We start from the raw sequence: 18,524 nt of genomic DNA on the forward strand, positions 1-18,524 counted from the left end.
TTGATCCGCTAATTTTCAGGTACATACCAGAACGGAATCTGGCAATAGGCTGTCGGTTTGTTGGCTGAGTCAGGTACCATCACTTTCAGGGTATTTCGCCCTGGTTTCAAATTCGCTGTCAGTAGCACCGTTGTCAGGCCTTGCTGACCATTGTCGGCACGTTTGGTAAATAGGAAATCTGGCGACCGATAGAGGGAGTCATTCAGATAAACCCCAAAATAGGTTTCAAACGACTTCAAATACCAGATCGCTCTTTTTTCGCGTCGAACTTTCCGCGAAAGACTATCCGGCCATTTGGGCTCCCGAAACCGCTTTGCCAATTCTACATCCAGCGATTTCGGATAACTCATAAACAGCCGCACATACGGTTCCCGAATCACATCGCTTTGAATACTAGCCTGGTCAATCAGTTCATCTGGCGTACGTAAATTGTCAAACGAATTAGCATCCACCTTTTGGTTGGGTGCACGTAAGGTGATGTATGACCGGCTATCCAATAGTTCTGTCGCCCCTTCAGTTTTCAATAATTGTACAGATATAAACAACAGTTCAGCTAGCATAAAGATACCAAATGACCACACTAACCGCCGTTTCAGAACCGGTTGGGGTATCTGACTATAAAACGTATAGACAATGTAAAGTAAGGGCTTGTATAGCCCCATAAATAAAACTGAAAATACTTGGTTGAGTTGGAAGACTATTGGAGCAAATCGAGGATTGTCGCGAAATTTAGGCCGATTTAAGACGCTAACGGTAATCCCTATCCCAATAAAGCCGATTGCAAATACCCAGCTTACTACCTCGCGGACGGGTTTGTATAGATGTTCAGGAATAAGCAATTGAAGCGCTGTTTCGGTAAGTAGAAATAGACCATAAACAATCGCTATTCCGAGAAGAAACAGGGCCATACTGAATGCTAGTGCAAAAATTACATTGCAGCGTTTATCCAGTCGAATAATATAATCGGGTAATGGGCCCATCTCTTTGGCAAGTTTTTCACGGGCATACTGGCTTAGGTTATATATATGATCATACCGAATGCCATCCGGGTAAACGGCTAGTAGCCCAAGCAACCCGACCCAAAAGGCCCGCATGATAAAATGGGCAAGAAAGGCACCAAACAAGGAGTACGATACACCTTTGATTAAGCCCATTACCTGTGATGGAACCCCATCGTGGATATAGTCTGTATCCGTCATGAGGTTGTAGCGATAATAGACGAGTACACTATCCAGAAATTCGGGCAGACTGAGGGTAGCAAATAAAGCGGCCCCTGAAATAACTAATTCAAGATTCCAGCTCTGATTGGTTAGCTCAATAAGTTTATCCTGAGCTTCTTTGGTAGCGGGTGTAGGCGTTTCTTCAGGCTCTAATTCTGGTGGATACATGTTACTTGCATTGGAGAATAGTCGCAAAATAAGGGTTTTCTGTTCGTATACGGCATTGGTTTAACCCATTTTTAGCCTTTCCACTTTTCTTTTTTCGAGTGTTAAACCTATCTGTCTATTTTGTTGTCAATAGGGCACATGCATCTCTATTTACATATACCGTTCTGTAAGCAGGCCTGTCATTACTGCGACTTTCACTTCAGTACCAGTCTGGGGCAGAAGGCAGCGTTGGTTGATGCGCTCTGTACCGAAATCCGCTTGCAGAAAGATTACTTACCAACGTCAACGTTAGAGACCGTTTATTTTGGAGGAGGAACGCCTTCGATATTGACTGAATGTGAGCTAGGGCAGATTTTCGAGACGATTCATACCCATTTTACCGTTGCTCCGACGGCTGAAGTTACCCTCGAAGCCAACCCGGATGATCTGAATGCAGAAAAGCTTCGGATGCTGTGCCAATATGTGAATCGGCTGAGTATCGGTATTCAAACGTTCGACGAAGCCACGCTCCGTTGGATGAATCGCGCTCATACCGCTACCGAAGCCGAGACCTGCGTCTGGTTAGCCCGCGAAGCTGGATTTGAGAACATGAGTGTCGATTTGATTTACGGGATTCCGAATCGGGACCCGGCCCTGTGGCAACTTGATTTGCAGAAGGTGCTGGCACTTAACGTGTCACATCTCTCGGCCTACGCACTGACCATTGAACCCGACACCGCTTTTGGGCGATGGCAGCAGAAAGGAAAACTGCCTCCTGCCGATGAATCGCTGGCGGCCGATCAGTTCGAGGAACTAACTCATGAATTAACATCAGCCGGTTATGAACACTACGAAATCTCGAATTTTGCCAGAAAAGATCATACCAATTTAGTCCAGTATGCCCGACACAATACGGCCTACTGGCAACGCAAATCGTACCTGGGTATTGGCCCGAGCGCTCATTCGTATAATGGTCATTCGCGACAATACAATATTGCTAATAATGCACGTTATATCGCAGACATTCAGAAGAATACAATACCGTCTGAGATAGAAGAACTGACGATTGTCGATCAGGTAAATGACTATTTACTGACCGGATTACGAACGCAGTGGGGGTGTTCACTCCCCGAATTGAGCGAGTTGTTAGGGACTGATTTTACTCAGCACCAGGCCTCCGATCTCAAGGCCATGTACGCGTCGGGCTGGCTAACGCAGGAAGGCGATAGATTGCGGTTGACGAATGCCGGGAAACTGTTTGCGGATCGTGTAGCGGCAACGTTGTTTGTCGAGTAGGGGATTAGTTTGCGCTGCCGTAGGGCCCCGCTTTTTTCGGGGATTTTAGTAAAAAAACGGGTTTACATCGACCATCCTATTATTTTCGCGGAATGCCCCTACACCTATGAATCCGCAACGACCAGTCAATACATTTCGTACGGCTCCTCCTCAGCAACCACGTCCGAAAATAACGCAGCCTGCTCCACAGCGAGGCCGGGCATCGGAACGTAATTCGGGCTATCGGCCACGTTCAACGCGCTGGCAGCAAATCCGGCAGTTTATGCGGGAGCAGCCCTTGCTGGAAACCGTGTATGGGTTCTGCGTACGCGTTTTTCTGTGGCTGTTTTTCGGCTCGCTTGGCTATGTGATTGTGCTGAAATACGTACCTGTTCCATTAACTCCACTAATCATCTCTCGTTGGATGGATACGTTCGGCACCGACGAGAGCAGTCATGTCTATAAAAAATGGATCTCCTACGATGACGTTAGTAAGGAGGCTGCCTTAGCAGTTGTTTCGTCGGAAGATCAGAATTTCCCAACGCACTGGGGCTTTGATTTCGATGAGATTAAAGACGCCATGAAAGAGAACCAGACGCGTAAACGCCCTCGTGGTGCCAGTACTATTTCGCAGCAGGTTGCTAAGAACGTATTCCTCTGGAATGGTCGTAGCTACATTCGGAAAGGCCTGGAAGCCTACTTTACCATGCTGATCGAACTGATCTGGGGGAAAAAGCGCATTCTGGAAGTCTACCTAAACGTGGCAGAAACGGGCCCAATGACGTTTGGGGTTGAAGCCGCATCGGAACGATATTACGGCCATTCGGCGGCTACGCTCTCTCGCAGTGAAGCGGCTCGAATTGCGGCCGTTTTGCCCAATCCTCGTCAATTTTCAATTAAAAATCCGTCGAACTACATTCAACGCCGAACGACCCAAATTTCCCGCCAAATGCGGTACCTAGGTGGGCAGAAGTATATTCGGAATTTATAAAAGGTTTTCTGTATACGGTTTGCGGTTTACGATGGGCTGACGCGTCCAAGACCTTTGCGTGAGCCCACCGTAAACCGCAAACTGTATACAGAAAACTATTTCCCTATTTCACCGAAAGCTTATAAACCGTTGTGCTTTTGTACGTTTCATTCGGACGTAAAACGGTTGTAGGGAAATTCGAGTGGTTGGGCGAATCGGGGAAGTGTTGGGTTTCCAGACAAAGCCCAAAGCGTTTAGTAAATGCCACCCCATCCTTACTTTTGAAGCTACCGTTTAGATTATTGGCTGTGTACACCTGGACGGCAGGCTCGGTCGTGAACATTTCCATGAAACGCCCGCTAGTGGGTTCGTAGACTGTAGCGCCTAACTTCAACGTTTTGGCTGGATTGGTAAACACCCAGCAGTGGTCGTAGCCTTTGCCATATTTGATTTGCGTATCGGTGGTGTCATTGATATTCTTACCGATAACTGTTGGCTTCGTAAAGTCGAATGGAGTTCCAGCTACGGGTTTCAACTCGCCCGTTGGAATTTGCTTGGGATCGGTTACTAGCACCTGACTCGCATTGACCATTAATTCCTCATTCAAAACATCCTGCTTCAACCCACTCAAATTGAAATAGGTATGGTTAGTCAGGTTAATGATGGTTGGCTTGTCAGTTGTGGCTTTGTAGTCGATGCGGAGCGCGTTATCTTTTTGAAGCGTGTAGGTCACCTCTACCGATAAATTGCCGGGAAAGCCCTGATCACCATCTTTCGAGAGGTATTTTAAGACTAAAGCGGGTTCATTACCATCTTTAGTTGTGGCTTCCCAAAGTTGCTTGTCGAAACCGATTGGGCCACCATGAATGTGGTTGCCGTTGGTATTCTGCGCCAAGGTATACTCCTGTCCATTCGATGCTAAATTTCCCTTTTGCAATCCGGTTGCCAAAACGCCCGATGATTGGTCCTAAGCTAGGTGTACCTTTCAGATAATCAGCAAAGGTGGGGACGCCAAGGATGATTTCTTCCTGTTTGCCTGTTTTGTCGGCGGCAGTCCAGGAGACGATATAACCTCCGTAGTTTGTAATCTGAACCACCATCCCTTTCGCATTTCGGAGCGTGAATAAGTCTGCCACGCGGCCATCTGGAAAGTCGCCAAACTTTGTTTTGGTAATGCCTGCTTTAGCGTCAGCGGTTGGTTGGGCGTTGGTCGATGCGTGTGTCATGCTAGTCAATAAAAGCAACCCGAATAGGGAAAGAGTAAGAAGTTTCATGCTATGAACCGATTTAGGCACGGAGTAAAGGTACTTTATCCATACCAGTAAGCTGAAAAGGCCCCTATTTTACCCCAATTTTCAATCAGGCATCAGCAAATCGCTCATAATCATAGCTATAGTTGTTTAATGAACACAGAGGCATAGAGAACGCAGAGTTATAAAGAAATTAATCTAAACCGGTTCAATATGCACGAGCACGTCATATACGGCCGGTTTCTCTTTAAGAATGGCGGCTTTAACGGCATGGGCAATAGCATGTCCTTGTGCGACTGTTAGTTCCCCCGGCACCAGTACGTGTAAATCGATGAAGTACTCGAAGCCAGTTTTTCGAACCCGAAATTTATCAATTCCTTTTACCTGAGGGACGCTTAAGGCAAGCGTTCGAAGCTCAGTTTGCCAGTCGCCAGCGGGCGTTTCGTCCATGATTTCACCGAACGATGGCCGGAAAATGTGGTAGGCGTTGTACACGATAACGACCGAAGCCAGCAACGCGGCCCAGTCGTCGGCACTTTCGTAGCCGGGGCCGCCAATCAGGGCAATACTGATGCCCACAAACGCGGTTAGTGACGTAATGGCATCGCTGCGGTGGTGCCAGGCGTCGGCTTTCACGGCACTACTATCTGTTTCATCGCCAACCTTCGCAACGCGCCGAAACAGCACTTCTTTAACAATCACAACACCCGCTAATACGGCCAGCGTAAAGGGAGCTGGTGTTTCGTGCGGTAACTGAATGTTTCGGATACTTTGCAGGGCAATCAAAATAGCCGCGCCAACCAGGGCCATCGCCACCACGATAGCGGCTAGTGGCTCGGCCTTTCCGTGGCCATAGGGGTGATTCTGATCAGGAGCTTTGGACGCGGTACGAAGGCCAAACCAGACAAAAATCGACGTCACGATGTCAGTGCCCGATTCCATCGCATCGGCAATCAGGGCGTAGGAGTGCCCCAGCCACCCGGCCAGCCCTTTTACCAGTACCAGCCCGATGTTAACCGCGATGCCGACCAGCGTTGATTGTTGGCCCCGCTCGGCCTGATGAGGTTTTATTGGTTGTTCCATGTAGGATATGATATATTGTTGTCATTTATCTCAATTAGTGGCGTCAGGTGTAAGCACCTGACACCACCGTACTACTACAACTAACCAGCCAGTTTAGCTCGTTCAGCACTGATAAAATACGCGCCTTGCCGAACAATGGCCGACTGATTCAGTCCTTTGGGTAACACGACTTCGGTCCGATGGTTTTGAGTAATGCCCGTCTTAACCGCGACTAATTCAAATCGGTAGGCATCTGATTTGTCAGTTGGCTGACGAACATATACATAGGATTGATCACCTTCTTTTACTAAGGCATCTTCGGGTAGGGCAATTACCTGATGCGGATCAGCTAGAATAGTGGCTCGTACGTAGGAGCCGGCAAACAATCGCTCAACATCTTTGGTAAGCAGATTGGCGTGTACCGGAACGGTTTTGGTCTGTGGGTCAAACGATTGACCTACCCGGTATACCTTCGCCTGTAACTCACCTGATTGCTGGGAGATCGTAAACCGAACCTGTTGTCCTTCCTGAACCTGCCGGATGTCGTTTTCAAACACGCGCAATTCGAGATATAGATGCTCTTTATTCACGATTTCAACTAATTCATCCGTAGTGCCTACGTACTGGCCCAGCCGTAAATTTACCTTGTCAACATACCCGTTTATAGGAGCCAGAAGCGGAATGGTACGGCTGATGTGGCCTTTTCGCAGAGCTTCGAGTGGAATGTGCAGTTGCGATAACTGAGCTTCCAGCGATGTTAACAACGCTCTCGTTGTTTCAAAGTCGGCGGTTGACTGCTCAAGCTTCCGACGGGCACCAACTTCTTCCCGATTGAGTTCGGTTTGTCGGTCTAGCTCCTGTCGTTCAAACCGACTTTTGGCGACGGCCTGTAAATATTCCTGCTGTAGTTTGATGTAATCGGGGTGCTCCAGAACGGCCAGAATCTGCCCTTTTTTGACAAAATCACCCTCAACTAATCGGGTCGACCGGACGAAGCCGCCCATTGGCGCATGAACACTGGCCCAATGATCGGGGGGCGCTTCCAGTTTGCCCGTTGCCTGAATCGTTTCGCCTAGGGTCAATGTATCGGGTCCGCCGAGTTGAATCCCGGTTTCCCGAAACTGAGCCTCCGTGATCGTTACGGTGCGCGCACCGGTTGGTTTATCTGTTTTGGGTTGATCGGTCGGTTTGTTTTCGGAATGAGAACAGCCGAGTAAGCTGCTGACTCCTAGTGAAATGGCAACGATTTGCCAATTTCGATTCTGTTGTTTTTTCATAAGTATCGTATACGTTAAGGAACCACGGGCGCAAATCCGGCGAGCGCTTCCTGTTCAATGAGCGATTGATTGTACTGGCTGATGGCATCTAAATACTGTTCTCGAATCTGCCAGGCCTGGGTAGTACTCTGCACAAATTCGAGGTATTCGATGTCGCCACGTAGATAACTGCGCTCCGCTGTTCGAAGAATGAGATTGGCCTGCGGGAGCGCCGAGTTTTCGTAATACGCCAGCGTGTTGAGTGACTGGGCATGCTGTTGCCCCCGAATGGAAAGTTCGCCCTGTAGTCGATGGTACTGATAGTTCAATTGGCGATCGGCAATCTGACCTTGCAGGCGGGCAACATCCAGCCTTGCCCGCAAGGGAGCCATGATAAGTGGCAGGGATAAGCCAACCTGATAGACCCCAAATCCGCCCTGCCGCTCGATGGATTGGGAGAGATAGCCGACCCGAAAATCTGGCCAGAATCGCTGCTTCTCCAGATCGACTTGCCGGCGGGTGGTTTCGACCTGCTGACGCAATACGGCCAGTTGCGGATTGGCCTCCAGACTTGGGGGAGTTTGCGGTAAACCTGCTTTTAAACTACCGGTTGTATCGATGCTGACTAAATCTGTTTGCTGGAGGAGAATAGCCAGCGTTTGACGACCCACCGAAATGTCGGTTTGCAGAACAGCTAGTCGATTCTGGATGTCGCGCTGCCGGGTTTCGGCGGTAACGCTTTCCAGTTGATTGGTCGCCCCCGTTCGATACCGTACCGCTGCCGCATGAGCCGCCCGACGATACAGACTATCCTGCGCCTGAAGCAGCTTAACCCGCTCGTAATCAATCCGAAGTTGATAGAAGGTCAGTCGAATTTGCCGAACTAGTTCCGTTCGACTAACGGACACCTGCCGCTCGGCGATGCCCTGCTGTGCCTGATAGAGTCGCTTCTGCGCACCATAGACAGACGGCATCGCCATCGATTGCATGATGGTCAGACTATGATCGATGGGATACGATTGAATTTGTCCCCGCTGGTAATCGACTGTAGTGCGGGGAATATCCCAGGCTGTTTTTTGCAAACTTTGGCCAATCTTCACTTCCATCACCGTCGCCTGCAATCCGCCGTTCAGACGTAGACCTTGCTCGATGGCTTGCTCTATTGTAAGCGGTTGCGTTTGCGCCTGAGACGCAGATAAACTTCCAAACGCTAATACCAAAATTCCTCCGATGCAATGCGCGATTGTGGGACTATTGCGTTCTTCGTCAGCTGCTTGCAACGCTTGTTTTCGGCGCGAGGCTACTAAGCTGTAGAGAACCGGCAAAACAATCAGCGTTAATAAGGTTGCTGAAACCAGCCCGCCAATAACGACCGTTGCCAACGGCTTTTGCACTTCGGCCCCGGCAGAGCTTGATAGCGCCATCGGCAAAAAGCCCAGCGATGCTACGGCAGCCGTCATGATAACCGGCCTGAACCGAACCGCCGTTCCCTCTTTTACGCGTTGAAGCACATCGGTTACGCCTTCCTCTTCGAGCTGGTTGAAATAGCTAATGAGGACAATGCCATTCAGAACCGCAATCCCGAACAACGCAATGAAACCTACACCTGCCGATATGCTGAATGGCATGCCCCGGAGCCACAACGCCAATACACCGCCGATGGCCGACAGAGGAATGGCGGTGAAAATCAGGATCGCTTGTCCAAAGTAGCCAAAAGTAAAAAACAACAGAAGGCCAATCAGCACCAACGCGAGTGGAACAGCTACCGCCAGCCGTTCTTTGGCTTTGACCAGATTCTCAAACTGACCACCATAGGTATAGCTATATCCGGCCGGAAGCGGAACGTCTTTTTCCAGAACGGCTTTCATTTCACCCACCAGACTTTCCACGTCACGCCCCCGCACGTTAATGCCGATCGTAATACGCCGTCGGGCGTTGTCCCGCGAAATCTGCATGGGGGCGTTTTCGTAACGAATCGACGCTAGTTGATCGAGTGGAACCTGCTGTCCATTCGGCAAATCGACGTAGAGTTGCCGGATGTTGTCGATGTCCTGACGATACATGCTGTCGAGTCGAACAACCAGATCGAACCGTTTTTCGCCTTCGAAGACTACGCCCGCTGTTTCGCCTGCAAATGCCGCTTTCAGAATCCGGTTCAAACCCGCTACCGACACTCCGTATTGTGCCAGTTTCGGCCGATTGTAAGAAACCAGCATCTGCGGAAGCCCACTGATCTGTTCAACTTTCAGGTCTGCTACGCCGGGAATTGTTTTGAGTTTAGCCGCTGCCTGATTGGCTTTACTGAACAATGTTTTGAGATCCTCGCCGTAGATTTTGACGGCAATGTCGGACTTGACACCCGTCATTAATTCATTAAATCGCAGTTGGATAGGTTGCGTAAACTCGTAAGTTAAACCGGGAAGCACACTCAGGGCGCGTTCCATTTTCTGGACTAACTCATCCTTCGTTTTCGCGGACGTCCATTCACCTGACTCTTTCAACACAACGATCACATCGGCGGCCTCAATGGGCATGGGATCTGTGGGGATTTCGGCGGTCCCGATCTTGGAAATCACGTCTTTCACTTCCGGAAAACCATTTTTTAGAATCGTTTCCATTCGTCCAGTCGTCTCAATGGTTTGCCGCAACGACGAGCCGGGTTTCAACGTCAGACTGATCGCAATGTCGCCCTCGTCGAGATTGGGGATGAATTCGCCACCCATTGTTCCGAACAAACCAATCGCACCAACGAGTAAAAGAACAGAGGTGGCTAAAACTGTTTTGCGCCAGCGTAACGCGCCGTTCAGTAGTGGAGCGTAGACCCGATAGAGGGCTTTCATGATGCGATCAGCTAGAGTGCCTTCTTCCTTGATGTCTTTACGCAGAAGGGTGGCCGCCATCATCGGTACATAAGTCACACACAGCAACATAGCGCCTATAATAGCAAAACCTACAGTCAGCGCCATCGGCCGAAACATCTTCCCTTCAATGCCCGTCAGCGATAGAATCGGTACGTAAACGATCAGGATAATCAACTGACCGAACAAGGCCGAGCGCATCAATCGACTAGCCGAATCCAGCGCAATCTCGTCCATCGACTGCGAGCGGATGGCCTGCGTATGGACGATACTGAAAATCATACTCTCGACAATGATCACGGCCCCATCGACCAGCAAGCCAAAGTCAATGGCGCCCAAACTCATCAGGTTGGCCGATACGCCAAACACGTGCATCATCCCCAGCGCAAACAACATACAAAGTGGAATAACTGATGCCACCACTAAACCGGCGCGCCAGTTGCCCAGTAACAGCAAGAGTACACTCATAACAATGAGCCCACCTTCCAGCAAGTTTTTGGCGACGGTGTGAATGGCTTTGTCGATGAGTACTTTACGATCCTGAAACGGCTCGATAATCAGGCCGGGTGGAAGGCTTTTCTGTACTTCGGCAATTCGTTCTTTTATACCATCAATGGTTTTTTCAGAACTGGCTCCTTTGAGCATCAGAACAATACCGCCGACAACTTCGCCCCGACCATTGCGGGTCATGGCGCCATACCGAACAGCATGACCCAAGCCCACCTGCGCCACATCGCGAACGAGAATAGGGGTGGGCCCAACGTTTTTTACGACAATCTGCCCAATCTCGTCGGGCGTTTTGACCATACCTTCACCCCGGATGAAGAAAGCTTCGGGTCCCTTTTCGATATAGCTTCCACCCGTGTTGGCATTATTATCGGCCAGTGCCTGAACCACTTCGGTCAACGTGGTATTCATACCATGCAAACGCTCGGGATTGATACGGACTTCGTACTCTTTCAGATACCCACCCAAGCTGCTGATGTCGACCACACCGGGGACTCCAGCCAATTGCCGTTTCACCAGCCAGTCCTGTACAGTGCGAAGATCAGTTGCGGAATACCGATGCTCAAACCCTTCTTTGGGCCGAATAACATACTGATAAACTTCACCCAGCCCCGTTGTAATGGGAGCCAGTTGGGGAGAGCCCGCCGTCAGCGAGCCCTCGGCCGCTTTGAGTTGTTCGGTCACTAGCTGACGAGCCAGAAACGTCGGGGTTGATTCTTCAAAAACAACCGTAATGACCGACAACCCAAAGCGGGAAATCGACCGGATTTCGGTAACGCCCGGTACATTGCGCAGGGTCGTTTCGAGCGGAAATGTGATGAACTGTTCGGTTTCCTGAGCCGCCAACGAAGGGGCTTGCGTGATTACCTGAACCTGATTATTGGTAATATCGGGAATAGCGTCGATGGGTAATTGCCGGAGTGCATAGGTTCCCCAGGCAATCAATGCCACCACGCCCAGCCCCACCATCAGCTTTTGGCGGATGCTGAACTGAATGATTTTATCGATCATATTATGGAATAATAGACCCGCACCGGCGGACCGGCAGATTTTTATGATCTCTACGATTGATTATGATTTTTGGAGATCATGGCAATCATAAAAATCAGCGGGCTATTGATTGATAACTCGTTGAGAATAAATAGTAAATGACCTGCCTATGTGCCACAGGCACACGGTCAGTCAATTAGCCAATACATACAGCAGAGTTACCCGACTTGGGGAGGTTGAAACAGCAGCGTAGCGGTGAGAAATGAATACAGGTTCTCGTAGGAGAAATGGACCTGTGGCCAGGGAATCAATACCGACAGTTCAGCAGGGAGCCTATGCGGCTGGGTCAATACAAATACAAAACCCGTTGAGAGATGATTGTAAAGCGGAATTTTGACGCCCTTGTGCGGGGTTTTGGCGTGCTTCGACGAGGCATTGTAATGTAGTTCCAGGAACTGCCAGACATCGAAGCCACTTCCGGCTGCCTTCTTATGAAGTTGATAATGGGCAATTAACCCCGGTATTTTATAGACTTCCTCCACGTCTGTCTGCGGAAACAGGCTACCCACAAAGAGCAGTATGCCTAGAAAGAGAGCTGTGACGGATTTCATGCTGCAAAGATAGGGGGTACAAGTTGACAATGGAACGCTGATTTTTATGATCTATATGATTTATTGAGTAGAACATGCTTTGTTAATCATAACGATCATAAAAATCTGCGTTCTATTAATGTTGGTATTACCTTGTATAAAAAAACGTTATAACAATGAAAACCAGACTCGTATTTTCCCTACTGATTGTTCTTGGCTTAGTTCAAACTGCCAGTTTCGCACAGACGATCCATGGTCATTATGCGATTAAAAATATCCAGACGGGCATGCTTTTACGCGTTCAGGATGCTCGGAAAGCAAATGGGACGCCTATTGTTGCCTATTCGCCCGTCAACTGGAAATGTGTTACCTGGGATTTTAAACATATAGAAGGGGATACCTATCAACTTCAGAATTTATTCACGAGCAAAACCTTACAACCAGAGGCCGGTACACCTACTGATGGTGTCAATCTGGAACAGCAGCCGTTAGTGGCGTCGCAGGTCAATCAGGAATATGAATTTATACCAGCCGGAAAAGCGACCTATCGGATTAAGTTGAAAGGGACAAGCCTGTACATCACACCCGCCGACAGCAAAGGCGCTGTAAACTCTCGCATAACGCTGGCGAAGAAATCCGACGCCCAGACGCAATTGTGGACGATTTATGAGCAGGACCCAGAGATATAAACGAATATTTTAACCAAATAGCTAGTACAAGTATTACTACGTATAAATAAGACGACTTGATTTTTAGTTGCTGCATTGATTTGCCTTTCAGTTGAAGGCTTACTCAATCAACCAATGTAGTCATTGTTAAATATTTTGTATCTATCGTCATCTGTTACAAAATAAAACACGTCATGTTGCCAATATCTAACAAGATCATCATTAAGCCCTCTTGGTTTGTGATCTGAATACAGCCATCTGTTCATAGACGATAGGTCTATTTCAATAGCAATACCATTTAAATCTAACTTGTAACATTCATTATAACTACTGTGGGCTGGATTCGGAAATGTATTTTTGTACTCTATGTTAAATTTCGGTTGAAAAGCTCTAATTAAAGCAGCTTCTGTAAAATTAATTTTTTGCTGCTCACTAAACTTAGTATCCATAAAATTAATAAATCGTTCTCTATCTAAAGACTCATTTTCTGTTCTAGCAGTAATCTGCCCATTCGTTGATGATATATTTGTTTGGGCAAATGAACTCAACATCAGCCAAATTTCAGAATCAGGATGCTTTATGATAGCCTCGTTATAAATTTTTTGTAAAGTTGAGTGAGAAATTAACCGATCTATTGCGGTTCTGTTGCCAGCTTCTCCATATGATTGCCCTATATATAAAATTTCATAATCTAAAAGATCATCTTTAATAGGGTTAATTTGTTGTATATAATCTAATAATGCTCCGGTTTTAAAGGCGAAGTTGTGTTCTTCTGTTTGGATCTCGAAATAATTATAAGGATAATCTGTAATTAGTTTCGCGTTTTTTGATTTATATGGATTGTCTATTTTTAAGAGCCTATTAATAAATCTATTTTTAATTTGAATTTCTACTTCTAACTCAAAATAATCATCATTGAATTTGAAATAACTACCGTTTATAGTTGTTCTAGGTCTTTTGAGAATAAAATATATGTGGCATTTTGATTGATCATTAAAAATATCTTGATTTTCTGCGAAATATTCCAACTCTTGTTGCTGAAGTATTTGGTATTTTGATAGATACATAACAATAAATCCTTCTGTAGTGTATTTGAAAATATTTTCCATTTTTTTAATTTTAATATAAGCCTATATTTTTGCCAGCTAATGAACAATTGAAATTTGTACGTTCTATTGCAATAATAGGTAAAACCAACAAAAAATAGCTATTGGTTTTAAATTCTACTGCATCTACTTCTAGATCTATGTATCAGAACTTTCCCCCAACAAGCTAACATCCTACAATGGCTTGTGAAAATAGCATATTCTGTAACGATATATTCCTATTAATTTTGGAAGGTCTAACTGGCTCTAAACCCTTGGGAAGATACAGCTACCTATGATGGCTAAACCGTATCGTGCACTCATATTCGTTATCAGTATTCTGCAAACGACCTTTTCGGTCGCGCAGACGACAGCTGTGTTGTCGACAAACACCCTTAAAAACTACGTTACCTATTTCAACTCCATCGACGATGAAGCGGTAAAAAACTACGTCCCGAATGATCAGTCATTTGACTGGCTTTCCAAAAATGTTCCGCTATTCGATTGCCCCGATTCAGTCTTGCAGGAGGTGTATTACTATCGCTGGTGGGCGTTTCGGAAGCATTTGAAGGAGACGCCCGAAGGCTATGTATTTACGGAGTTTATCACCAAAGTGAACCATGCGGGCAAGTACAACGCTATCAGCAGCGCCCTGGGGCATCATATTTACGAAGGCCGTTGGTTGCATAACCCGCAGTATATCAACGATTACATTTCGTTCTGGCTCTACGTTGACCCCAAACATGTAGCCCAGCGATTTCATGGATTCAGTAGCTGGGTCGATGATGCAGTGTACAATCGCTACCTCGTCAATCTGGATAAGCCATTTATTCAGAAAAATCTACTGGCCTTGGATGCCGACTACCGTAAGTGGCAACAGGAGAAGCAATTGCCAAGCGGGCTGTTCTGGCAGTTCGATGTAAAAGACGCGATGGAAGAGTCGATCAGTGGGTCGAGGAAAGAGAAAAACCGACGTCCGTCGATCAATAGCTACATGTATGGTAATGCTAAAGCACTGGCAGCTATGGCTACCCTCGCCCAAAACGATACGCTCGCGCGCCGATACCAACAGCAGGCCACACAACTAAAAAAACTAACGTTGGATAGTCTGTGGGACGATTCAGCGCATTTTTTTGAGGTGAAGTTGGAAAAAGGTGGTTTTTCAAACGCCCGTGAAGCTATCGGTTTTATTCCCTGGTACTTCGACTTGCCCGACGATAAGCCAGTCTATGCCAGCCAGTGGGACCAACTCACTGATACAACGGGTTTCAACGCGCCCTGGGGCATCACCACCGCCGAACGGCGTCATCCACTTTTTCGGACGCACGGTTCGGGACATGGTTGTGAGTGGGATGGACCCGTCTGGCCGTTTGCCACAACGCAAACGTTGAAAGGGTTGTCGAACCTCCTCACGAAATACCGGAATCAGGGGAGTATGACCAAGTCGGTGTTTTATGACGAATTGCTGAAATACGCCCATTCGCACACCATGAATGGCAAAATCTATCTGGGCGAATATCAGGACGAAAAAACAGGGGAGTGGCTAAAAGGTGATAATCCGCGTAGCAAATTTTACAATCACTCGGGCTTTGCCGACTTAATCATTAGCGATCTGGTTGGCCTGAAACCCCGTGCCGATAACGTATTGGAAATTCACCCGCTCGTGCCCGATGGCAAATGGGATTGGTTTTGCCTCGATAAAGTGCTGTATCATGGAAAAATGCTGACCATTTTGTATGATAAAACCGGGAAACATTACGGTAAAGGGAAGGGCTTCATAGTCTTTTCTGATGGAAAGAGAGTAATACAGAATAAGACGCTGGCTCCATTGACTGTCCGGTCATTTTGAGTACGGCTAGATAGAACGCAGATTTTTATGATGATCATGATTAATCAGTATCGAATCATACCAATCAGCGTTCTATGATTCTTTCCTAAAACCGATTGTTTACCCTATTCCTATTCCATGAAAAACCTACCCCTGTTTGACCTTGCCGTGATTGCCGCCTATCTGGTGGCAATGGTGCTGGTAGGCGTTTACTTTTCCCGAAAAAACAATGATACCGATCAGTTTACCAAAGCATCGGGGAAGATTCCCGGTTGGGCGCTGGGGATGTCAATTTACGCTACATTCCTGAGTAGCAATACGTTTCTAGGCGTTCCGGGCAAAGCATTCGGCGGCAACTGGAACTCATTTGTATTTAGCCTGTCCATGCCGTTGGCGGCTTATGTTGCCTCTCGTTTTTTTGTGCCATTCTATCGGCAAACCGGCGAAATATCAGCGTACACACACCTCGAACATCGCTTTGGGCCCTGGGCCAGAACCTATGCTGTAGCCTGTTTTTTACTGACGCAGTTGGCCCGCATGGGGTCTATCTTTCTGGGAATTGCCATTAGTTTACAGGCACTTACGGGTTATTCGATGCAAATGATCATGATCGTCATGGGCGTTTGTATCATTATTTATACCGTTATGGGCGGCATGGAGGCTGTTATCTGGACAGAAGTGGTACAGGCTTTTATTAAAACGTTTGGGGCTTTGCTGATTCTATACCTCATCGTTGATTCGGTGCCCGGGGGCGTTTCGAAAATTGTGGACATTGGGGCTGCTCACGACAAATTCAGCCTTGGTACGTTCTCCCCTGATTTCGTGCAATCATCCTTTTGGGTCGTGCTGCTGTATGGCTTCTTTATCAATCTGAATAACTTTGGGATGGACCAGAACTACATTCAGCGATACCATACCACGTCGTCGGCTAAGGAGGCTGCAAATTCTCTTTGGTTATGTGTCTGGTTGTACGTACCTGCGTCGTTGCTGTTTTTTGTGATTGGCTCCTGCCTGTTCGCCTATTATCAGGTCCACCCCGAATTTATTGAAGCCATCAAGCAAAAAGTGGCGATGGACCGACTACCGGCTACGGCTTCGGCAGCTGAGGTTTCTCAACTTATGGCAACATTGAAGCCTGTCGATTATGGCGACAAAGTGATGCCTCATTTTATGGTGACCAAAGTGCCCGCTGGCCTGATGGGGTTGATCATTTCAGCGATTCTATCGGCAGCTATGAGTACCATCAGTTCGGGGATGAACGCGTCGGCGACGGTATTTACGGAAGACATTTACAAACGGTATATCAATGCCGACATCTCAGATAAAAAACTCCTGCGACTACTCCACCTGACTACTGTAGTGGTTGGTTTATTAGGTTTAGGAACAGGTTTGGCCATGATTGGTGTGAAAAGTATTCTGGATACCTGGTGGACACTTTCGGGTATTTTTGCGGCTGGCATGCTCGGATTGTTCTTGTTGGGCCTCATTAGTCGGCGCACGAATAGCCATGAAGCACTGACTGCCACGTGTATTGGCGTATTGGTAATTGTCTGGATGACGTTTTCCGGTAGCCTGCCCGATCAGTTTAGCTACCTGCGCAATCCGCTTCACAGCAACATGATTATTGTGATTGGTACGCTCACCATTTTTCTGGTTGGCCTGCTCGTCACAAAGAGCAAAGGCCGATCCTCAGAGCAAATCAAAAAAGAAGTAATAGTTAATGGATAATGTAAAATGAATAATGAATGAGCTGCTGGTTAACTGCTTTTCGTTATTCATTGTCCATTTTACATTATTCATTTACACTTTAAGTTGACTAGTATGAAAACAGTTGAAAAGGGGTTCATCCCCGTGATGCTCACTCCCTTTACCGGTACAGGCGCGATTGATTTCGACGCCCTGACCCGCCTGACCGAGCTTTACCTGCAAGCTGGTGCAGCTGGCTTATTTGCCAATTGTCTGTCGAGTGAAATGTTCGAATTGAGCGAGTCTGAGCGTATTCAGATTATCGAACACGTCATTAAGGTGGTCAATGGTGCCGTTCCCGTTGTGGCTACCGGCACTTTTGGCGGGCCAATTGCGCAACAGGCCGATTTTGTTAAACGCGTACATAACACAGGTACGCAGGCCGTTATCCTGATTACGGGTTTGCTTGCCGACGAAGCAGAGTCGGATGCGGTTTTCAATGAGCGAGTTTTTCAGTTGTTAGACCAGACCGAATCGGTGCCGGTTGGTTTTTACGAGTGCCCCGTTCCCTACAAACGCCTGATTTCTCCCGAACAGCTTCAGTTATTCGTGAACACAGGTCGGGTGATTTACCATAAAGATACATCGCTGGATCTGGCGCAGATCAAAGAGAAAATCCGGCTGGCATCGCGTCCTGGCTTTGGTTTGTATGATGCCTATATGGTTCACGCAGTGGATTCGTTGAAGGCGGGTTCAGCGGGGTTGTCGTGCATTCAGGGTAACTTTTTCCCAGAGTTGATCGTGTGGCTGTGTCAGAATTATAATAATGCTGATTTGCAAACCGAAGTAGCGAAAGTTCAGCAATTCCTGATCGACAAGATGGATGTTATTCACAACGTCTATCCGACGGTTTCGAAATATTTCTTACAACTGCGTGGCTTCGACATGACCACCTTTACTCGTCGTAACGTGGGTACGTTTACTCCTGAAATCGCTAAGCAGGTCGAGGGTTTTTATGCTGAGTACACCCAATTGCAGAATGAGCTGGAATTGAGTTTAGTTTAGTCTTTTGTAGCACTGGCGCGGGTATTCACCCGTGCCTTTTAATAACAGCCAGCATTTGCTGGCCAGG

Annotated in this window: 12 protein-coding genes and 1 pseudogene; 6 read left to right on the plus strand and 7 right to left on the minus strand. The window is 47.4% G+C overall.

The features are described 5' to 3' along the window. Nucleotides 1-8: 8 nt before the first annotated feature. The gene (locus H3H32_RS06110) at nucleotides 9-1,388 is read right to left on the minus strand and encodes a hypothetical protein (RefSeq protein WP_182461785.1); all 1,380 of its coding nucleotides are present in this window, start codon (nucleotides 1,386-1,388) and stop codon (nucleotides 9-11) included. A gap of 138 nt (nucleotides 1,389-1,526) precedes the next feature. Here H3H32_RS06110 and hemW point away from each other — a divergent pair, with 138 nt between their 5' ends. Together hemW and mtgA are read left to right on the plus strand one after the other, a co-directional pair. Then, a complete protein-coding gene (hemW, locus tag H3H32_RS06115; protein ID WP_182461787.1) occupies nucleotides 1,527-2,663 on the plus strand; it encodes a radical SAM family heme chaperone HemW in 1,137 nt (378 codons plus the stop codon). A 106-nt stretch (nucleotides 2,664-2,769) separates the two neighbouring features. Then, nucleotides 2,770-3,633: a monofunctional biosynthetic peptidoglycan transglycosylase gene (gene mtgA, locus H3H32_RS06120; protein ID WP_182461788.1), complete on the plus strand. Its 864-nt coding sequence runs from the start codon at nucleotides 2,770-2,772 to the stop codon at nucleotides 3,631-3,633. Between the two features lie 103 nt (nucleotides 3,634-3,736). On the opposite strand, the pseudogene H3H32_RS06125 reads toward mtgA, so the two are convergent. The 5 genes and pseudogenes from H3H32_RS06125 to H3H32_RS06145 all read right to left on the minus strand — a co-directional run bounded on the left by H3H32_RS06125 (nucleotide 3,737) and on the right by H3H32_RS06145 (nucleotide 12,146). After that, nucleotides 3,737-4,886 (minus strand): annotated as a pseudogene (locus tag H3H32_RS06125) (aldose epimerase family protein). Nucleotides 4,887-5,060: 174 nt separating this feature from the next. Next, nucleotides 5,061-5,945, minus strand: coding sequence for a cation diffusion facilitator family transporter (locus tag H3H32_RS06130; RefSeq protein WP_182461790.1), 885 nt, complete (start codon nucleotides 5,943-5,945; stop codon nucleotides 5,061-5,063). A gap of 80 nt (nucleotides 5,946-6,025) precedes the next feature. Further along, nucleotides 6,026-7,201 carry an efflux RND transporter periplasmic adaptor subunit gene (locus H3H32_RS06135; RefSeq protein WP_182461792.1) on the minus strand — a complete coding sequence of 392 codons (1,176 nt, stop codon included), beginning with the start codon at nucleotides 7,199-7,201 and terminating at the stop codon, nucleotides 6,026-6,028. Nucleotides 7,202-7,215: 14 nt separating this feature from the next. Beyond that, a complete protein-coding gene (locus H3H32_RS06140) occupies nucleotides 7,216-11,556 on the minus strand; it encodes a CusA/CzcA family heavy metal efflux RND transporter (protein ID WP_182461794.1) in 4,341 nt (1,446 codons plus the stop codon). A 197-nt stretch (nucleotides 11,557-11,753) separates the two neighbouring features. Further along, nucleotides 11,754-12,146, minus strand: a complete 393-nt coding sequence (locus tag H3H32_RS06145) for a hypothetical protein (RefSeq protein ID WP_182461795.1) — start codon at nucleotides 12,144-12,146, stop codon at nucleotides 11,754-11,756. A 155-nt stretch (nucleotides 12,147-12,301) separates the two neighbouring features. Between H3H32_RS06145 and H3H32_RS06150 the strand changes: the two genes are divergently transcribed. Beyond that, complete coding sequence (locus H3H32_RS06150) at nucleotides 12,302-12,814, plus strand: RICIN domain-containing protein (protein WP_182461797.1); 513 nt, start codon at nucleotides 12,302-12,304, stop codon at nucleotides 12,812-12,814. A gap of 107 nt (nucleotides 12,815-12,921) precedes the next feature. Here the strand turns inward: H3H32_RS06150 and H3H32_RS06155 are convergent, their stop codons facing one another. Beyond that, nucleotides 12,922-13,902, minus strand: a complete 981-nt coding sequence (locus tag H3H32_RS06155) for a hypothetical protein (RefSeq protein WP_182461798.1) — start codon at nucleotides 13,900-13,902, stop codon at nucleotides 12,922-12,924. Nucleotides 13,903-14,173: 271 nt separating this feature from the next. On the opposite strand from H3H32_RS06155, the gene H3H32_RS06160 reads away from it, so the two are divergent. The 3 genes from H3H32_RS06160 (at nucleotide 14,174) to H3H32_RS06170 (ending at nucleotide 18,457) form a co-directional block, all read left to right on the plus strand. Further along, a complete protein-coding gene (locus H3H32_RS06160; RefSeq protein WP_182461800.1) occupies nucleotides 14,174-15,727 on the plus strand; it encodes an MGH1-like glycoside hydrolase domain-containing protein in 1,554 nt (517 codons plus the stop codon). Between the two features lie 117 nt (nucleotides 15,728-15,844). Further along, complete coding sequence (locus tag H3H32_RS06165; RefSeq protein WP_182461802.1) at nucleotides 15,845-17,434, plus strand: sodium:solute symporter family protein; 1,590 nt, start codon at nucleotides 15,845-15,847, stop codon at nucleotides 17,432-17,434. A gap of 93 nt (nucleotides 17,435-17,527) precedes the next feature. Continuing rightward, complete coding sequence (locus tag H3H32_RS06170; protein ID WP_182461804.1) at nucleotides 17,528-18,457, plus strand: dihydrodipicolinate synthase family protein; 930 nt, start codon at nucleotides 17,528-17,530, stop codon at nucleotides 18,455-18,457. Nucleotides 18,458-18,524 lie beyond the last annotated feature (67 nt).

Source organism: Spirosoma foliorum, from assembly GCF_014117325.1.
Taxonomy (GTDB): domain Bacteria; phylum Bacteroidota; class Bacteroidia; order Cytophagales; family Spirosomataceae; genus Spirosoma; species Spirosoma foliorum.